At 72.4% G+C, this 13,345-nt stretch carries 14 protein-coding genes; 8 read left to right on the top strand and 6 right to left on the bottom strand.

Features of this window, described 5'->3' with window-relative positions; genetic code table 11:
• Positions 1-247: 247 nt before the first annotated feature.
• Positions 248-1,174: a cyclase family protein gene (locus ACZ45Z_RS13045; RefSeq protein WP_468360725.1), complete on the bottom strand. Its 927-nt coding sequence runs from the start codon at positions 1,172-1,174 to the stop codon at positions 248-250.
• 99 nt (positions 1,175-1,273) lie between these two features.
• Between ACZ45Z_RS13045 and ACZ45Z_RS13040 the strand changes: the two genes are divergently transcribed.
• From ACZ45Z_RS13040 to ACZ45Z_RS13030, 3 genes are all read left to right on the top strand, one after another.
• Positions 1,274-2,185, top strand: a complete 912-nt coding sequence (locus tag ACZ45Z_RS13040) for an SDR family oxidoreductase (protein ID WP_468360722.1) — start codon at positions 1,274-1,276, stop codon at positions 2,183-2,185.
• Between the two features lie 65 nt (positions 2,186-2,250).
• Positions 2,251-3,441 carry an acyl-CoA dehydrogenase family protein gene (locus tag ACZ45Z_RS13035; protein WP_468360719.1) on the top strand — a complete coding sequence of 397 codons (1,191 nt, stop codon included), beginning with the start codon at positions 2,251-2,253 and terminating at the stop codon, positions 3,439-3,441.
• The gene (locus tag ACZ45Z_RS13030; RefSeq protein WP_468360716.1) at positions 3,441-4,511 is read left to right on the top strand and encodes a Zn-dependent alcohol dehydrogenase; all 1,071 of its coding nucleotides are present in this window, start codon (positions 3,441-3,443) and stop codon (positions 4,509-4,511) included. The genes ACZ45Z_RS13035 and ACZ45Z_RS13030 overlap by 1 nt, the downstream gene beginning before the upstream one ends.
• Positions 4,512-4,557: 46 nt before the next feature.
• Here ACZ45Z_RS13030 and ACZ45Z_RS13025 read toward each other — a convergent pair whose 3' ends face one another.
• The 3 genes from ACZ45Z_RS13025 to ACZ45Z_RS13015 all read right to left on the bottom strand — a co-directional run bounded on the left by ACZ45Z_RS13025 (position 4,558) and on the right by ACZ45Z_RS13015 (position 6,423).
• On the bottom strand, positions 4,558-4,848 hold the full coding sequence (locus ACZ45Z_RS13025; protein ID WP_468360713.1) for a DUF397 domain-containing protein: 291 nt from the start codon (positions 4,846-4,848) through the stop codon (positions 4,558-4,560).
• Complete coding sequence (locus ACZ45Z_RS13020) at positions 4,830-5,672, bottom strand: helix-turn-helix domain-containing protein (protein WP_468360710.1); 843 nt, start codon at positions 5,670-5,672, stop codon at positions 4,830-4,832. The genes ACZ45Z_RS13025 and ACZ45Z_RS13020 overlap by 19 nt, the downstream gene beginning before the upstream one ends.
• Before the next feature lie 97 nt (positions 5,673-5,769).
• On the bottom strand, positions 5,770-6,423 hold the full coding sequence (locus tag ACZ45Z_RS13015; RefSeq protein WP_468360707.1) for a flavin reductase family protein: 654 nt from the start codon (positions 6,421-6,423) through the stop codon (positions 5,770-5,772).
• Between the two features lie 231 nt (positions 6,424-6,654).
• Between ACZ45Z_RS13015 and ACZ45Z_RS13010 the strand changes: the two genes are divergently transcribed.
• Both ACZ45Z_RS13010 and ACZ45Z_RS13005 read left to right on the top strand, forming a co-directional pair.
• The gene (locus ACZ45Z_RS13010; protein ID WP_468360704.1) at positions 6,655-7,248 is read left to right on the top strand and encodes an RNA polymerase sigma factor; all 594 of its coding nucleotides are present in this window, start codon (positions 6,655-6,657) and stop codon (positions 7,246-7,248) included.
• Complete coding sequence (locus ACZ45Z_RS13005) at positions 7,245-7,946, top strand: hypothetical protein (protein WP_468360701.1); 702 nt, start codon at positions 7,245-7,247, stop codon at positions 7,944-7,946. Before ACZ45Z_RS13010 ends, ACZ45Z_RS13005 begins: the two co-directional genes overlap by 4 nt.
• Before the next feature lie 320 nt (positions 7,947-8,266).
• On the opposite strand, the gene ACZ45Z_RS13000 is transcribed toward ACZ45Z_RS13005, so the two are convergent.
• Positions 8,267-9,097 (bottom strand): enoyl-CoA hydratase/isomerase family protein, encoded by an 831-nt coding sequence (locus ACZ45Z_RS13000; RefSeq protein ID WP_468360698.1) that lies wholly within the window; start codon positions 9,095-9,097, stop codon positions 8,267-8,269.
• Positions 9,098-9,263: 166 nt separating this feature from the next.
• Positions 9,264-11,549 (bottom strand): acetate--CoA ligase family protein, encoded by a 2,286-nt coding sequence (locus ACZ45Z_RS12995; protein WP_468360695.1) that lies wholly within the window; start codon positions 11,547-11,549, stop codon positions 9,264-9,266.
• A gap of 307 nt (positions 11,550-11,856) precedes the next feature.
• On the opposite strand from ACZ45Z_RS12995, the gene ACZ45Z_RS12990 reads away from it, so the two are divergent.
• From ACZ45Z_RS12990 to ACZ45Z_RS12980, 3 genes are read left to right on the top strand one after another with little or no spacing between them, the layout of a single operon-like run.
• Positions 11,857-12,309: a DoxX family protein gene (locus ACZ45Z_RS12990; protein ID WP_468360692.1), complete on the top strand. Its 453-nt coding sequence runs from the start codon at positions 11,857-11,859 to the stop codon at positions 12,307-12,309.
• A complete protein-coding gene (locus ACZ45Z_RS12985) occupies positions 12,306-12,806 on the top strand; it encodes a Zn-ribbon domain-containing OB-fold protein (RefSeq protein WP_468360689.1) in 501 nt (166 codons plus the stop codon). The genes ACZ45Z_RS12990 and ACZ45Z_RS12985 overlap by 4 nt, the downstream gene beginning before the upstream one ends.
• 43 nt (positions 12,807-12,849) lie before the next feature.
• A complete protein-coding gene (locus tag ACZ45Z_RS12980) occupies positions 12,850-13,338 on the top strand; it encodes a GNAT family N-acetyltransferase (RefSeq protein WP_468360686.1) in 489 nt (162 codons plus the stop codon).
• The last annotated feature ends 7 nt before the right edge of the window (positions 13,339-13,345 follow it).

Here is a 13,345-nt window from a genome sequence, read left to right as displayed (position 1 = left end):
GTTCTCCGGGGTGGCGACGCAATTAGTCCGTACCAATAGCCGGTGCGGTGTTGACGTGGCGTGGGCTGTTGATCACCCTTGGGTGAAGCGATTCGCCGCGAGGGGACGCCGAGGTCGTGGGGGGCGGACGGATGTCCGGTCCGGGCCTTGGCGAGTGCGGGTCGTGGTCTGGGGCCTGGTGGCGGTCCGCGGTGCCGCGCTCGGGGCGTGCACGGGCGCACCGCCACCCGGCCGGCCGGCGTCGGAGCTACAGCACGGCCACCGGTGCGACCGGCGTGCCGGAGCCGCCCACGAACGGCTCGGCCATCGCCGAGAGGAAAAACGTATAGCGCCCCTCCGCCGCGCACGCCGCCGACAGTTCCTCCAGGTTCCAGTTCTGGCCCTGGAGCATGCCCATCTCGACCAGGTGCAGGGCGTGGACCGGCAGCCACAGGTTCTCGATCTCCGGCGGGAAGATCTCGAAGGTGAGGGTGTCGTTGGCGACCGCGGCGACATCGCGGGCGTGGAACCACGGGGGCGTGCGCAGGGACAGGCCGGGCGACGGGAACGCGTAGGCGTGCCGGTCGCCGGCGAGGTAGTGCCGCATCTGCCCGGTCCGCACCAGCACGATGTCGCCGGCCCGGACGGTGGTTCCGGCCAACTCCTCGGCCGCGTCGAGGTCTTCCGGCGTCACCGCGTGGCCGCCCGGTAGTTGGTCGGTGCCGTGCGCGCGGGCCACGTCCAGCAGGACGCCGCGGGAGGCGATCGGCGCGGCCTTCTCGATGCCGAGGTGGGCGGCGCCGCCGTGCGCGGTGACGCAGTCGGCCGGGCGGTTGTTGTAGAGCCGGCCGGAGTACGAGACATGGGTGAGGCCGTCCCAGTGGGTGGCGGCCTGGAGGCCCATGGTGACCGCGTCGTCCGAGGTGGCGACGGTGCCGGGGCCGAAGATCTCCTGGTTGATGGCGGTCATGGTGTGCAGGGGGTTGATCCGGCCGGGGATCATCCCGGTCTGCACGCCGTCCTGCTGGAGCGGTAGCGCGAGCGCGATCCGGCGGCCGCTGCGGACGCCGCCCGCCGCCTCCCGTACGACCTGGTCGGTGATCAGGTTCAGCGTGCCGATCTCGTCGTCCGCGCCCCAACGGCCCCAGTTGTTCACGCGCTTGGCGAGGTCGTGGAACTCCTGCGGCAGCGACATGGGCCCTCCTCGGGGCGGGTTCGGCTCAGGGTCTTGTGTTCGTACCGGCTCTGCTCAAAAATCTAACGGTCCGTCAGAAACTGCGGGAAGGGGCGCGGCATGGGGAACTTCTTGGCCGGCAAGGTGATCGCGGTCACCGGGGCCGGGCGCGGTATCGGCCGGGCCGTCGCCCTCGCCTGCGCGGAACAGGGCGCCAAGGTGATCGTCAACGACTACGGGGTGTCCCTCGACGGCGCCGCCCCCAGCAGCGAGGTCGCCGAAGCCGTCGTGAAGGAGATCGAGGCGGCGGGCGGCATCGCGACGGGCGTCGCCGACGATGTGGCGACGATGGCGGGCGGGCAGCGGATCGTGGACACCGCGCTGGCCCGGTGGGGGCGGATCGACGGCGTGGTGTGCGTGGCCGGGATCCTGCGCGAGCGGATGCTGTTCAACATGTCCGAGGAGGACTGGGACCCGGTCGTCGCGACCCACCTGAAGGGGACGTTCACGGTCTTCAAGGCGGCCGGCGCGGTGATGCGCGAGCAGAAGTCCGGCACCCTCATCGGCTTCACCAGCGGCAACCACCAAGGAAGCGTCGCGCAGGCCAACTACGCGGCCGCCAAGGGCGGCATCATCTCGCTGGTGCGCAGCGCGGCGCTGGGCCTGCACAAGTACGGGGTGACCGCCAACGCGGTCGCGCCGGTCGCCCGGACCCGGATGTCGGCGAACGTGCCCATGGAGCTGAAGGAGATCGGCGAGCCCGAGGACGTCGCGGCACTGGTCGTCTACCTGCTGAGCGACCGGGCCCGGGAGGAGGAGATCACCGGGCAGGTCTACACCGTCGCCGGCCCGAAGATCGCGGTATGGGCCCAGCCGAGGGAGCTCCGCTCCGTGTACGCCGACGGGGCGTGGACACCGCAGAAGATCGCCGAGCAACTGCCGGGGACGGTGGGCACGGACCCGATGCCGATGCTCGCGCAGTTGGAGGCGTTCGCGGCGGCGGCCGAGGCGAAGCGGAGGTCGGGGGCGTAGGGACTTCGGTTGACCGGGCGGAGACCGGGCGCGGGGTGTGGGACGGCGACGAGAGGCGGCGCGGCGTGGAATTCGGATTCGGGGCCGAGGACGACATCTTCCGGCAGGAGGCCCGCGGCTGGCTCCGCGGCCATCTGTCCGGTCCGTACGCCGAGCGCGCCGCGCGCGGCGGGCCCGGCGGCGAGCAGGAGGCAACCCTCACGCGCCGGGCGTGGGAGCGGGAGCTCGGTGCCGCCGGGTGGATCGGGATGGGGTGGGACCGTACGCACGGGACGTACGGGAACCGTGCGGCGACGCTGACGCAGCAGGTCGTCTGGGCCGAGGAGTATGCCAGGGCCGGGGCGCCGAGCCGGGTCGGGCACATCGGCGAGAACCTGCTCGCGCCCACGCTCCTCGCGTACGGCGATGACGCCCTGCGCCGCCGCTTCCTGCCGCCGATCGCGCGCGGCGAGGAACTGTGGTGCCAGGGATACAGCGAGCCGGACGCCGGATCGGATCTGGCCGCGCTGCGGACGGCCGCGGTGCGCGAGGGCGCGGGGTACCGCGTCACCGGGCAGAAGATCTGGACCTCGCTGGCCGCCGAGGCCGACTGGTGCTTCGTCCTGGCGCGTTCCGATCCGGGCGAACGGCGGCACCGTGGACTGTCCTTCCTGCTGGTGCCGATGGACCAGCCCGGACGCGTCGAGGTGCGGCCGATCCGGCAGATGTCGGGGACGGCGGAGTTCAACGAGGTGTTCTTCGACGGGGCGCGGGCCGACCACCGGGTCGGCGCGGAGGGCGACGGCTGGCGGGTGGCGATGGGGCTGCTGGCGCGCGAGCGCGGGGTGTCCACCCTCGTCCAGCAGATCGGGTTCGCCGCCGAGCTGGGCGAGGTCATCGACACGGCGGTGGCCGCCGGCGCCCTGCGCGACCCGGTCCTGCGGTCCCAACTGATCAGTCAGTGGGCGGAGTTGAAGGTCATGCGGTGGAACGCTCTGCGGACGCTCGGGGCGGCGGGCGACGCGGGGGCACCCAGTGTGGCGAAGCTGCTGTGGGGCGGCTGGCACCAGCGGCTGGGGGAGCTGGCGATGCGGGTGCGGGGCGCCGCCGCCGCGCTCGGCCCCCACGACTGGAGCGCGGCCGAGCCGTACACGCTCGACGCCGCCCAGCGGATGTTCCTGTTCAGCCGGGCCGACACCGTCTACGGCGGCTCGGACGAGATCCAGCGCGGCATCATCGCCGAGCGTGTGCTCGGCCTGCCCGGACGGGAGCGGTGATGAGAGGCGTCATCTTCGACGGCGAACAGCCCAGGGTCGTGGACGATCTGGAGGTGCGCGATCCGGGACCGGGCGAGGTGCTGGTCGCGATCCGGGCCGCCGGGCTGTGCCACAGCGATCTCTCGGTGGTGGACGGGACCATTCCGTTTCCCGTTCCGGTGGTGCTGGGGCACGAGGGCGCCGGGGTGGTCGAGGCCGTCGGGGCGGGTGTGCACCATGTGGCGCCCGGGGATCACGTTGCCCTGTCGACGCTGGCGAACTGCGGTACGTGCGCGGAGTGCGACCGGGGACGGCCGACGATGTGCCGCAAGGCCATCGGGATGCCGGGCAGACCGTTCCGGCGGGGCGGCACGGAACTGTTCAACTTCGCCTCGAACTCGGCCTTCGCGGAGCGCACGGTCGTCAAGGCGGTGCAGGCCGTCAAGATCGCCGACGACATTCCGCTGACCTCGGCCGCGCTGATCGGCTGCGGCGTGCTGACCGGCGTCGGTGCGGTCCTGAATCGGGCGAGGGTCGACCGGGGGGACTCCGTGGTGGTGATCGGGACCGGCGGGGTCGGGCTCAACGTGCTCCAGGGAGCGCGGCTCGCGGGCGCGTCGGCGATCGTCGCGGTGGACGCCAACCCCGCGAAGGAGGCGATGGCGCGGCTGTTCGGGGCGACGCATTTCGTCGACGCGTCGGCCGTGGCGGACAGCGTCCGGGCGGTGAAGGAGATCCTGCCGGCCGGCGCCGACCACGCCTTCGAGTGCGTGGGCAGTACCCGGCTCATCCGGCAGGCCGTCGACCTCCTGGACCGGCACGGCCAGGCCGTCCTCCTCGGCGTTCCCCCGGCCACCGCGGAGGCGTCGTTCCTGGTGTCGTCGATGTATCTCGACAAGTCGATCCTGGGCTGCCGCTACGGCTCCGCCCGGCCGCAGCGCGATATCGCGCTCTACGCCCGGATGTATCGCGAAGGGCGGCTTCTGCTGGACGAGTTGGTGACCGAGGTCTACCCCGTCGAGGACTTCGCGAAGGCGGCGGACGACGCCCACCACGGGCGGGTGGCGCGGGGGGTGCTGACGTTCGGATAGGGGGCGTCCTGAGGACCGGCTCGCCGGCGCTCAGGGAGGGCGGGTGTCAGGCGCCGGGCAGGGCTCCGCCCTTGACGGCGGTGAGGAACGACGACCAGGAAGCCGCCTCGAAGACGAGGGCGGGGCCGTGCGGGTCCTTGCTGTCGCGTACGGGGACGATGGCGGGGAAGCCGTCGGCTACCTCGACGCACTCGCCGCCGTCTGAGTTGCTGTAGCTGGACTTGCGCCAGGCGGCCCCGGTCAGGAAGTCGTCCGAGACCTCGATGCACTCGCCCCCGTCGGGGTTGCTGTATGAGCTCTTACGCCATGTGATGGCGTTCAGGTCGATGGCTCGCACGGTACTTCCTCCAACATCCGCATGACGAACTTCCGCGATTCGGCCGGGCTCAACGCCAGGTCACGAACCGCATCGTACGCGCGTTGCAGGCGCTCAACAGAACCTGCTTCCTCGATGAGTTCTCCGTGATGTGCGTTCTCGGTATAGGCCACGGTGTGGCCCGCCGGTAGTCGCAGAAACATCACGGTAGTGCTGTCCAGGCCATAAAATCCGGCACTGAACGGCAGCACGTGGAGCGTGATGTTCGGGCGATCGGCCGCCTCGATCAGATGCTCCAGTTGCGTCCGCCATTCCTTGGCATTCGCCATCGGGGTCCGCAACACGGCCTCGGACAGGACCGAACGGAAGTGTGGCGCCTCGGCGCCTTCGAGCAACTCCCGGCGCCCTATCCGAGCTGCAACCTGCTGCGTCAGCTCATCGCCGCTGCTGCCACCCGCCGAGAGCAGCTCGCGTGCGTACGCCTCTGTCTGGAGCAGGCCAGGAAGGGTGCTCACCGCGTAGTGCCACATGCTGACCGCTTCGGCTTCCAAGGTCATGTAGCGGCGATACCGCTCCTTGAACTGCGTCGGGTCTCCCGCCGCCAACTCCCAGAGCGTCAGCAGCATCGGCGTCGTCTCGTAGTGCTGGTCAAGGGCCTCGGCGACCTCCGGCCCTCCGATCGTCTGCCCGCTCTCCATCTTTCCGAAAAGGGACCAGTCCCAGCCCAGCGAGTCGCCGAGCTGACGGAGGCTGTCCCCTCTCCGCGACCGCAGTGATCGCAACTCCTCCGCGAACCGTTGCCGTGGCTCCTGACTTCGGCCGGTGACCGCTCGTCGTGCAGGCATCGCGCTGCCCTCCGTGTAAGGGACGGAACACACACGGTAGTCGTGGCCCGGCGTGCCTGGCGGGCGAACGGCAGATGATGCGGGCCCGGTGCGCGCGTCAGGCGCCGAGGCGGCCGAACGTACCCCGGTGGAAGAGCAGCGGCCCTGCCTGCGCGGCCGCCGGGTCCGCGCCGAGCGCCTCGACGCGCCCGACCACGATGAGGTGGTCCCCGCCGGTGTGGACGGCCTGGACGGTGCAGTCGATCCAGGCCGGCACGTCCCTCAGCCGGGGCGAGCCGGTCACCGGGGCCGCCGTGTACGGGACGCCGGCGAACTTGTCGGCGCCGCTGACCGCGAACCCGCGGCACAGCCCGCCCTGCCCGGCGCCGAGGATGTTGACGCAGAAGACGCCGGCGCGCGCGATCCGCGGCCAGGTCGTCGACGTACGCGCCACCATGAAGGTGACCAGCGGCGGGCACAGCGAGAGCGAGGCGAAGGACTGGCAGGCGAAACCGGCCGGGCCGTCCTCCCCGGGAGCCGTGATCACCGTGACGCCGCTCGCGAAGTGTCCGAGGACGGCGCGGAATTCGGCGGGGTCCACCGGGGCGCGCTCGTCCTCGCGTACGGCGCGCAGGGCCGGGCGGGGCGGCGGTCCGTGGTGCCCCGCCGCCGTGCCGGCGGCCGGTGCGGCGGCCGTCGTCGGCGCGCCGACCGAACGCAGATAGCGCACCGCCGTGGCGGCCATTCCCGCGTGTCCCATCATGTGTTTCATTGAAACTGACGCAGCGTCAGATAGGAAGGGTCGGGAAGGAGCGGGAAGGGGGAGGGGCGGGAGGGGTGACCGGGCGGGTCTGTCCACCCCCAGGGGTGGTTTGGCGTCACCCGAGGGTGAGGGACGGGGAATTCGCGGGAAATCTGCCGCCTCTTCCTGATTGGCTGCCGACTGCACGGGTAGCTTCCACCCCGGCCGCGCCCGTAGCCAAGCACGGGGAGATTCCGGTTCATGGCCGATGCGACGCCGTCGTCACCCTCGTCTGCCGCGTCACCCACCTTCGACGAGGTCTTCTGCGGGCTGTTGCCCCGGCTCTACCGGCGTGCGGTGATGCTCGCCGGATCGCGACAGTCCGCGGAGGACGTGGTGCATGAGGCGTACCTCAAGCTCGCCGCCCGCCCGCAGCGCTTCCTCGCGCACCCGGAACCGTACGCCTACGCCTTCACCGCGGTCCTCAACGTCGCCCGCGACGCCTACCGCAAGGACCGGCGCCAGGTGCTGGTCGACGCGGTGGAGGGGGTGGAGGACCTCGGCGCGGTGGCGGCGGGCGGCGGTTGCGCGGCGGGGCCCGGGTCCGGGGCCGGAGAGTGGGACGGCGGGGTGGGGCGTCGGCACGCCGAGCTCGAAGCGGTGCGGCTGCTGGGGAAGTTGTCGCACCGCCAGGCCGGCATCGTCATCCTCGTGGACCTCGACGGTTACACCATCGACCAGGCCGCGAAGATCATGAAGGTGCACCGCGGCACCGCCGCCCGGCATCGCGCGCGGGCATTGGACAGGCTGCGCGCCTACCTCGTTGAATCGGAGCACGGACGGGCGGGGAGGTGAGCGGCACGGTGGGCGCGGGGCCACGGTACGGAGGCGGCGCGAACGGTGGCGTGCACGACCCCGGTGGCGGCACGGGCGGCGGGGCGGGCGGCCCCGGCGGCCAGGACGGTGCGACCGGGAACGGCGGCTCCGGGGACGACGTCGAGGCGCTGTTGCGCGACCGACTGCGGCGCGCGGACGAGCGGATCGAGACGCCGCCCGGGCTGTGGGCGCGGATCAGGGAGTCCGGCGCCGAGGCGGCGCCGGCCGTGACCCCGCTGCGCCCCCGGCGGCCGTACGCCGTCGCCCTCACGGTCGCGGCGACCGTCGCCGCGGTCGCGCTGGGCGTCTGGTGGCTGATCGGGCCGGGCCTGGGCGGACCGCGACCGGCCGCCACCGGACCGGTGGTGCCGCTGACCGTCTACAACAGCGAGGCGGCCTGCCGCCAGACCCGCTCGCTGGAGTGCGCGCTGCGCCTGGCCAAGGACCCGCACGCCAAGTACGCCGCGCGGGACAACGCCGCCGGCCGGGTCTGGCACGGCGACGTGCTGGCCGCGCGCTGCGTGGTCACCGACGGGCGGCTGGTCCGCGACGAGCTGGGCGTCACCTCCACCCGCTGGTATCTGGTCCGCACTCCGGAGGGCGTGGAGGGCTGGCTGCCGGGCGTGCGGACGCGGAATACGAGGGAGGTGCGGGTGTGTCCGGAGGGGGTGGGGTGAGCCGGCATGGCGGAAGTGACGCAGGTCACAGTCCCTCGTGTCATATGAGGCCGGTGCGTCGTCCGTATTCCTGAGTGAGGAGGGCCGTCGGCGGGTGGCCCGTGCGACACGGAGGACGGCGATGCGGGTATCCCACAGGCTCCGGGGAGCCATCTGGGCCGGGGCCCTCGCGGCCGGGTTGCTGGGGTTGGCGGGGGCGGCCACGGGCGGCGGCCCGGACGCGCCGGACTCCGCCCCCACACACTCCGCGCCGGCGCCTTCCGGGCCGGCGCACGCCGCCGGAGCCGCGGCCACGGCCCTGTCCAGCGCCGTGGCGGCGGCTACCGCCCCCGGTACGCCGGCCCGCGCCGCTCCAGGAAGGACGCGATCCCTTCCCGCGCGTCCGCCGTCGTCATATTGATCTCCTGCGCGGCGGCTTCGGCGGCGAACGCGGTGGCCCGGTCGCTGTCGAGCGAGGCGTTGACGAGCTGTTTGGTCAGCGCCAGCGCACGGGTCGGGCCGGCCGCGAGCCGCTCGGCCCACTCCCGGGCCGTCTTGGCCAGCTCGCCGTCCGGGACCACCCGGTTGACCAGTCCGAGGCGTTCCGCCTCGGCGGCCGGCAGGGCGTCGCCGAAGAACATCAGCTCCTTGGCGCGCTGCGGGCCGACCAGGCGGGGCAGGAGGTAGGCGCCGCCGCCGTCCGGAACGAGGCCGCGCCGGACGAACACCTCGATGAAGCGGGCCGATTCGGCGGCCAGGACCAGATCGCAGGCGAGGGCGAGGTGGGCGCCGAGTCCGGCGGCGGTGCCGTTGACGGCGGCGATCACCGGTTTCTCGCAGTCCAGCACGGCGGCGATCAGCCGTTGTGCGCCATGGCGGATCATCCGGGCGACATCACCCGCGATCGGCTCGCCCGTCGCGGCCGGACCCCGCAGATCCGCCCCGGCGCAGAAGCCCTTGCCGGTCGCGGTGATCACCACGGCCCGTGTTCCGGGGTCGGCCGAGGCGTCCGCGAGCAGGCCGATGAGGCGTTCCCGCTGGTCCCATGTGACGGCGTTCATCGCGGCGGGCCGGTTGAGGGTGAGCCACGAGACGCCGTTGTCAGTGGCGTGGAGTATCAATGAATCGGCGGCGGGTCGGGGGGATTCGCCGGCGGCGGGGGAGGACGTCATGGGGGAGTGGCTCCAGGGGATCGTGTCGAGGTGCGGGCGGCTGCGCGGGGCGGCGTGGCCGGGCGGGGGACGGCTGAGCGGCGGAGGGCGGGGCCGGGCGTGGCCGCGCGGTGGGCGCAGGGGTTGGCTGAGCGGCGTACGGCCTCGCGGGGTGCCCGGGCGGCGCTTACGGCCGCGCCTCGCCGCCGTCGGCCGGTCCATGGCAGACGGCCAGCGCGTCGAGGGCGACGGCACCTTGCCCGCGCTCCAGGACCACCAGCGGGTTGATGTCCAACTCCGCCAGGTCACCGCCCAGTTCGAGCGCCATCCGCTGCACCCGCAGGACGACTTCCACAAGGGCGTCGACGTCCGCCGGCGGCGCTCCGCGTACGCCCTCCAGGAGGGCGCGGCCGCGCAGTTCGCCGAGCATCGCCCGGGCCTGGTCCTCACCGAAGGGCGGCACGCCCACCGCGACGTCCCGGAGGACCTCCACCAGGACCCCGCCGAGCCCCACCGTCACCGTCGGCCCGAAGAGCGGATCGTGGGTGACGCCCACGACCATCTCGACACCCCGCTCGATCATCTGGCAGACCAGCACCCCGTCCAGCGGCACGTTCTCGTACCGCGCGATGTCGGTGAGTTCGCGATAGGCGTCCCGGACCTGGCTGGCGGAGGTCAGGCCCACCTTGACCAGGCCCAGTTCCGTCTTGTGGCCGAGCTGCGGTCCGGAAGCCTTCATGACGACCGGGTAGCCGACCAGGCTCGCCGCGCGCACGGCCGCCGCCGCGCTGGTCACCAACTGTTCGCGCGGGACGCGGATGCCGTAGGCGCGCAGGAGTTGCTTCGCCGCGTGCTCGCTGAGCTGCTGCCCCGGGCGCATCAGCGCCTGCGCCTTGCGCGCGGAGGGGGACGGTACGCGCGGCGCGTCGTCGAAGGGGGAGCGGTAGCCGGCGGCGAACCGGTGGTGGTCGAGGTAGGCGCGCACGGCCGTGACGCAGTTGCCGAAGGTGCGGAAGGTGGCCACGCGCGAGGACCCCAGGAGGGTGCCGCGATAGGCGTCCTCGGTGCCGACCGGCGACCCCCACACCACACACACCAGCTTGTCGGTGCGCTCGGCCGCGTCCACCAGGTCCTGGGCGAGACGGTCGCTCATGGGCGGGAAGGGCCCGGTGATCGGGCAGACGAGGACACCGATGGAGGGATCGTCCAGGATCGCGTCGATGATCTTGCGGCCGCGCCAGTCGCCGACCGGGTGCCCGCCGTTGTCGATCGGGTTGGCGACGCTCAGATAGCCGGGTATCCACTGGTGCAGTTCGCGCTGCTTGGCGTCCGGCAGGGTGGGCAGCCGCAGGCCGGCGGCGGCAGCCAGGTCGGCGAAGTGGGCGCCGGTGCCGCCGGAGATCGAGTAGACGGCGACCCCTTCGGCGGTGGGCTTCCTGGCCCGGGCGAGCAGCGCCGCGGTGTCCTGCAACTCGTCCAGCCCGTCCACCCGGATCACCCCGAACTGCCGCATCGCGGCGTCCACCACACCGTCCGCGCCGGTGAGTTTGCCGGTGTGCGAGGCGGCCATCCGGGCACCGGCCTCGGTGCGCCCGACCTTCACGGCGACGACCGGCACCTTGTTACGCGCCGCGCGGTCGGCGGCCAGCAGGAAGCTGCGGCCGTCCTTGAGCCCTTCCACATACGCGGCGATGGCGCCGACCTCGGGGCGGGAGGCGAAGTAGGAGATGAAGTCGGCGGTCTCCAGATCGGCCTCGTTGCCGGTGGGGGCCCAGTGCGAGAGGCGGATACCGAGTTCCTGGAGGGTGAAGAGGGGACGGCCCTGGTGACCGGACTGGGTGATCAGGGCGATGGCCGGCCCGTCCAGGTCGTCGCGGAACCTCTCGAAGGCGTTGAGGTTGGTGTTCGGGCCGAGCAGCCGCAGTCCGGAGCGTGCCACGGCCTCGGCGAGCCGTGCCTGGGCGGCCGCGCCGTCCGCCCCGGTCTCGGCGAATCCGGAGGCGAAGACGACCGCGAACTTCGCCTTCGCCTCGGCGAGTTGCCCGATGACCGGCAGCGGGTCGCCGACCAGCAGGACGCCGAGATCGACCGGTTCCGGCAGGTCGGCGACGGTGGCGTGGCACGGCAGGCCGAAGACGTGTTCCCGCCCGGGGTTGACCGGGTGGAGCCGGGCGCCGACGCGTCCCGCCCAGGCGATCAACTGGCGGGTGATGCCGGCATTGGGCCGCCCCTCGGTGTCCGAGGCGCCGATCACGGCCACGGACTCGGGCCGGAAGAGGCGGTCCAGGTCGGGCACCGGTGCGTGCAGCGGGCGGCCGCTGACATCGAGGTCGGCCGTGCCGTCGGCGCGGCGCCCACCTCCGCCGAGTGGATCGGCCACACCGTGGACGGTGTGCGGTGTTTGCTCCCCGCAGGCCACGACGCGGGCCGGCCGGGAGTGAGTGGTGAGGGTGCCGTGAGTCGATCCAAGCATCGCAGACGCCCGCTCCTGTGTGACGGCTCTCCTTGCCTGACGCGTAGTCAGGTAGACAAGAACTGACGATACGTCAGAAATAACAGGAGCAGGAATGGGGCTGCACGGTAAAACCTCGGCGGAGGGGGTCCGGTGGAGGGGTCGGGATGGGTGCGAATCGCTCGCGGCCGGTCCGGGTCGGCCGCCCCCGCCCCCTTGCGCACCGCCGCTCCGTCCGCTGAACTGACGTACCGTCAGAAATTGAGCCAGTGGCCCGAGGGATCCGCCGTCGAGGCGGTCGGGCAGCCGGAGCGGGAGGGCGTGCGCGATGCAGACGATCTGGCTCGAAGGAGCCGAATGGCTGGCCGTGCTGCGTATCGGTCTCGGCCTGTGGTGGCTGGAGAGCTGGCGGCACAAGGACAAGAAGGGCTGGTTCGAGCGCGGCACCGGCATCGCCTGGGCCTCGGACGTGGCGGGCCGCCACCGCTGGGCCCTGGTGCGCACCGGCTTCGACAAGGTCGTGCGTCCCCGCCCCAAGGCGATGGCGTACGTCGTGGTCAACGCCGAACTCGCCCTGGGACTCGGCCTGGTCCTCGGCTTCCTCACCCCCGTGGCCCTGGTCGCCGGGCTGCTGCTCAACCTGCTCTACCTGGTCCTGATGATCCACGACTGGGCCGAGCAGGGTCAGAACACGATGATGGCGCTGATCTCCCTCGTCGCCCTGTTCACGATGAGTTGGCAGACCTGGTCGCTCGATGACGCGGTGGGGGTGTTCGGGTGAGCGCGGGAGTGGGAGCCGGAGCGGGAGGAGGGGCAGGGGCGGGAGGGGCCGCGGGGCGGTTCGATCTGCCGGAACGGGACGCCTTCACCCGGCCCTACTGGGAGGCGGCGGCCGACGGGCGGCTGCTGCTGCGCCGCTGCCACGCCGAAGGGTGCGGAGCCGCTCACCACTACCCGCGCGAATTCTGCCCCCGCTGCTGGAGCGAGGAGGTCACGTGGGAGCGGGCCTCCGGCCGCGCCACCCTCTACACCTGGTCCGTCGTCCACCGCAACGACCTCCCGCCCTTCGGCGACCGGGTCCCGTACGTGGCGGCCGTGGTCGACCTGGCCGAGGGGCCCCGGATGATGACCGAGATCACCGACTGCCCGGAGGCCGACCTGCGCATCGGCATGCCGCTGCGGGTCCACTTCCGCGTGCGCGGAGCGGAAGCGGCAGGGGCGGCGGGAGGGGGCGGCGAGGACGGCGGGGTCGCGATTCCCCTCTTCCGCCCCGCGTGAATCCCGGTGGCGGTGCGGGGAGATGGCGGGGGATGCTGAGGCCGTGCTGATACGAGAAGCGACCGCGGCCGACTGGCCCGCCATCTGGCCGTTCTTCCGCGCCATCGCCGAGGCCGGCGAGACGTACACCTACCCTCGCGACATCGATGAGCGGACCGCGCGCGAGATGTGGATGCTCCGGCCGCCCAGCCGTACGGTCGTCGCCGTGGACGACGCGGGCACGGTGCTGGGCTCGGCGAAGATGAACCCCAACCACATGGGCGGCGCGTCGCACATCGCCAGCGCCAGCTTCATGGTCGATCCGCGCCACGCCGGGCGGGGCGTCGGGCGGGCACTGGGCGAGTACGTCCTGGCCTGGGCCCGGTCCGAGGGTTACCGCGCGATGCAGTTCAACGCGGTCGTCGAGACCAACACCGCCGCCGTCGCTCTGTGGCAGTCCCTCGGCTTCAAGATCATGACGACCCTCCCCGAGGGTTTCCTGCATCCCACCAAGGGTTATGTGGGCCTGCACATCATGTATCAGCGGCTGTGACGCGGGA

The organism is Streptomyces sp. NPDC031210 (assembly GCF_055570395.1).
This window is presented reverse-complemented; position numbering and strand designations above follow the sequence as displayed.

Bases quoted from the DNA above. Each gene is read 5' to 3' on its own strand.
- ACZ45Z_RS13015 (WP_468360707.1), bottom strand. From the start codon at position 6,423: ATGAAACACATGATGGGACACGCGGGAATGGCCGCCACGGCGGTGCGC.
- ACZ45Z_RS13040 (WP_468360722.1), top strand. From the start codon at position 1,274: ATGGGGAACTTCTTGGCCGGCAAGGTGATCGCGGTCACCGGGGCCGGG.
- ACZ45Z_RS12990 (WP_468360692.1), top strand. From the start codon at position 11,857: ATGCAGACGATCTGGCTCGAAGGAGCCGAATGGCTGGCCGTGCTGCGT.
- ACZ45Z_RS13045 (WP_468360725.1), bottom strand. From the start codon at position 1,174: ATGTCGCTGCCGCAGGAGTTCCACGACCTCGCCAAGCGCGTGAACAAC.
- ACZ45Z_RS13030 (WP_468360716.1), top strand. From the start codon at position 3,441: ATGAGAGGCGTCATCTTCGACGGCGAACAGCCCAGGGTCGTGGACGAT.
- ACZ45Z_RS12995 (WP_468360695.1), bottom strand. From the start codon at position 11,549: ATGCTTGGATCGACTCACGGCACCCTCACCACTCACTCCCGGCCGGCC.
- ACZ45Z_RS13010 (WP_468360704.1), top strand. From the start codon at position 6,655: ATGGCCGATGCGACGCCGTCGTCACCCTCGTCTGCCGCGTCACCCACC.
- ACZ45Z_RS13020 (WP_468360710.1), bottom strand. From the start codon at position 5,672: ATGCCTGCACGACGAGCGGTCACCGGCCGAAGTCAGGAGCCACGGCAA.
- ACZ45Z_RS13000 (WP_468360698.1), bottom strand. From the start codon at position 9,097: ATGACGTCCTCCCCCGCCGCCGGCGAATCCCCCCGACCCGCCGCCGAT.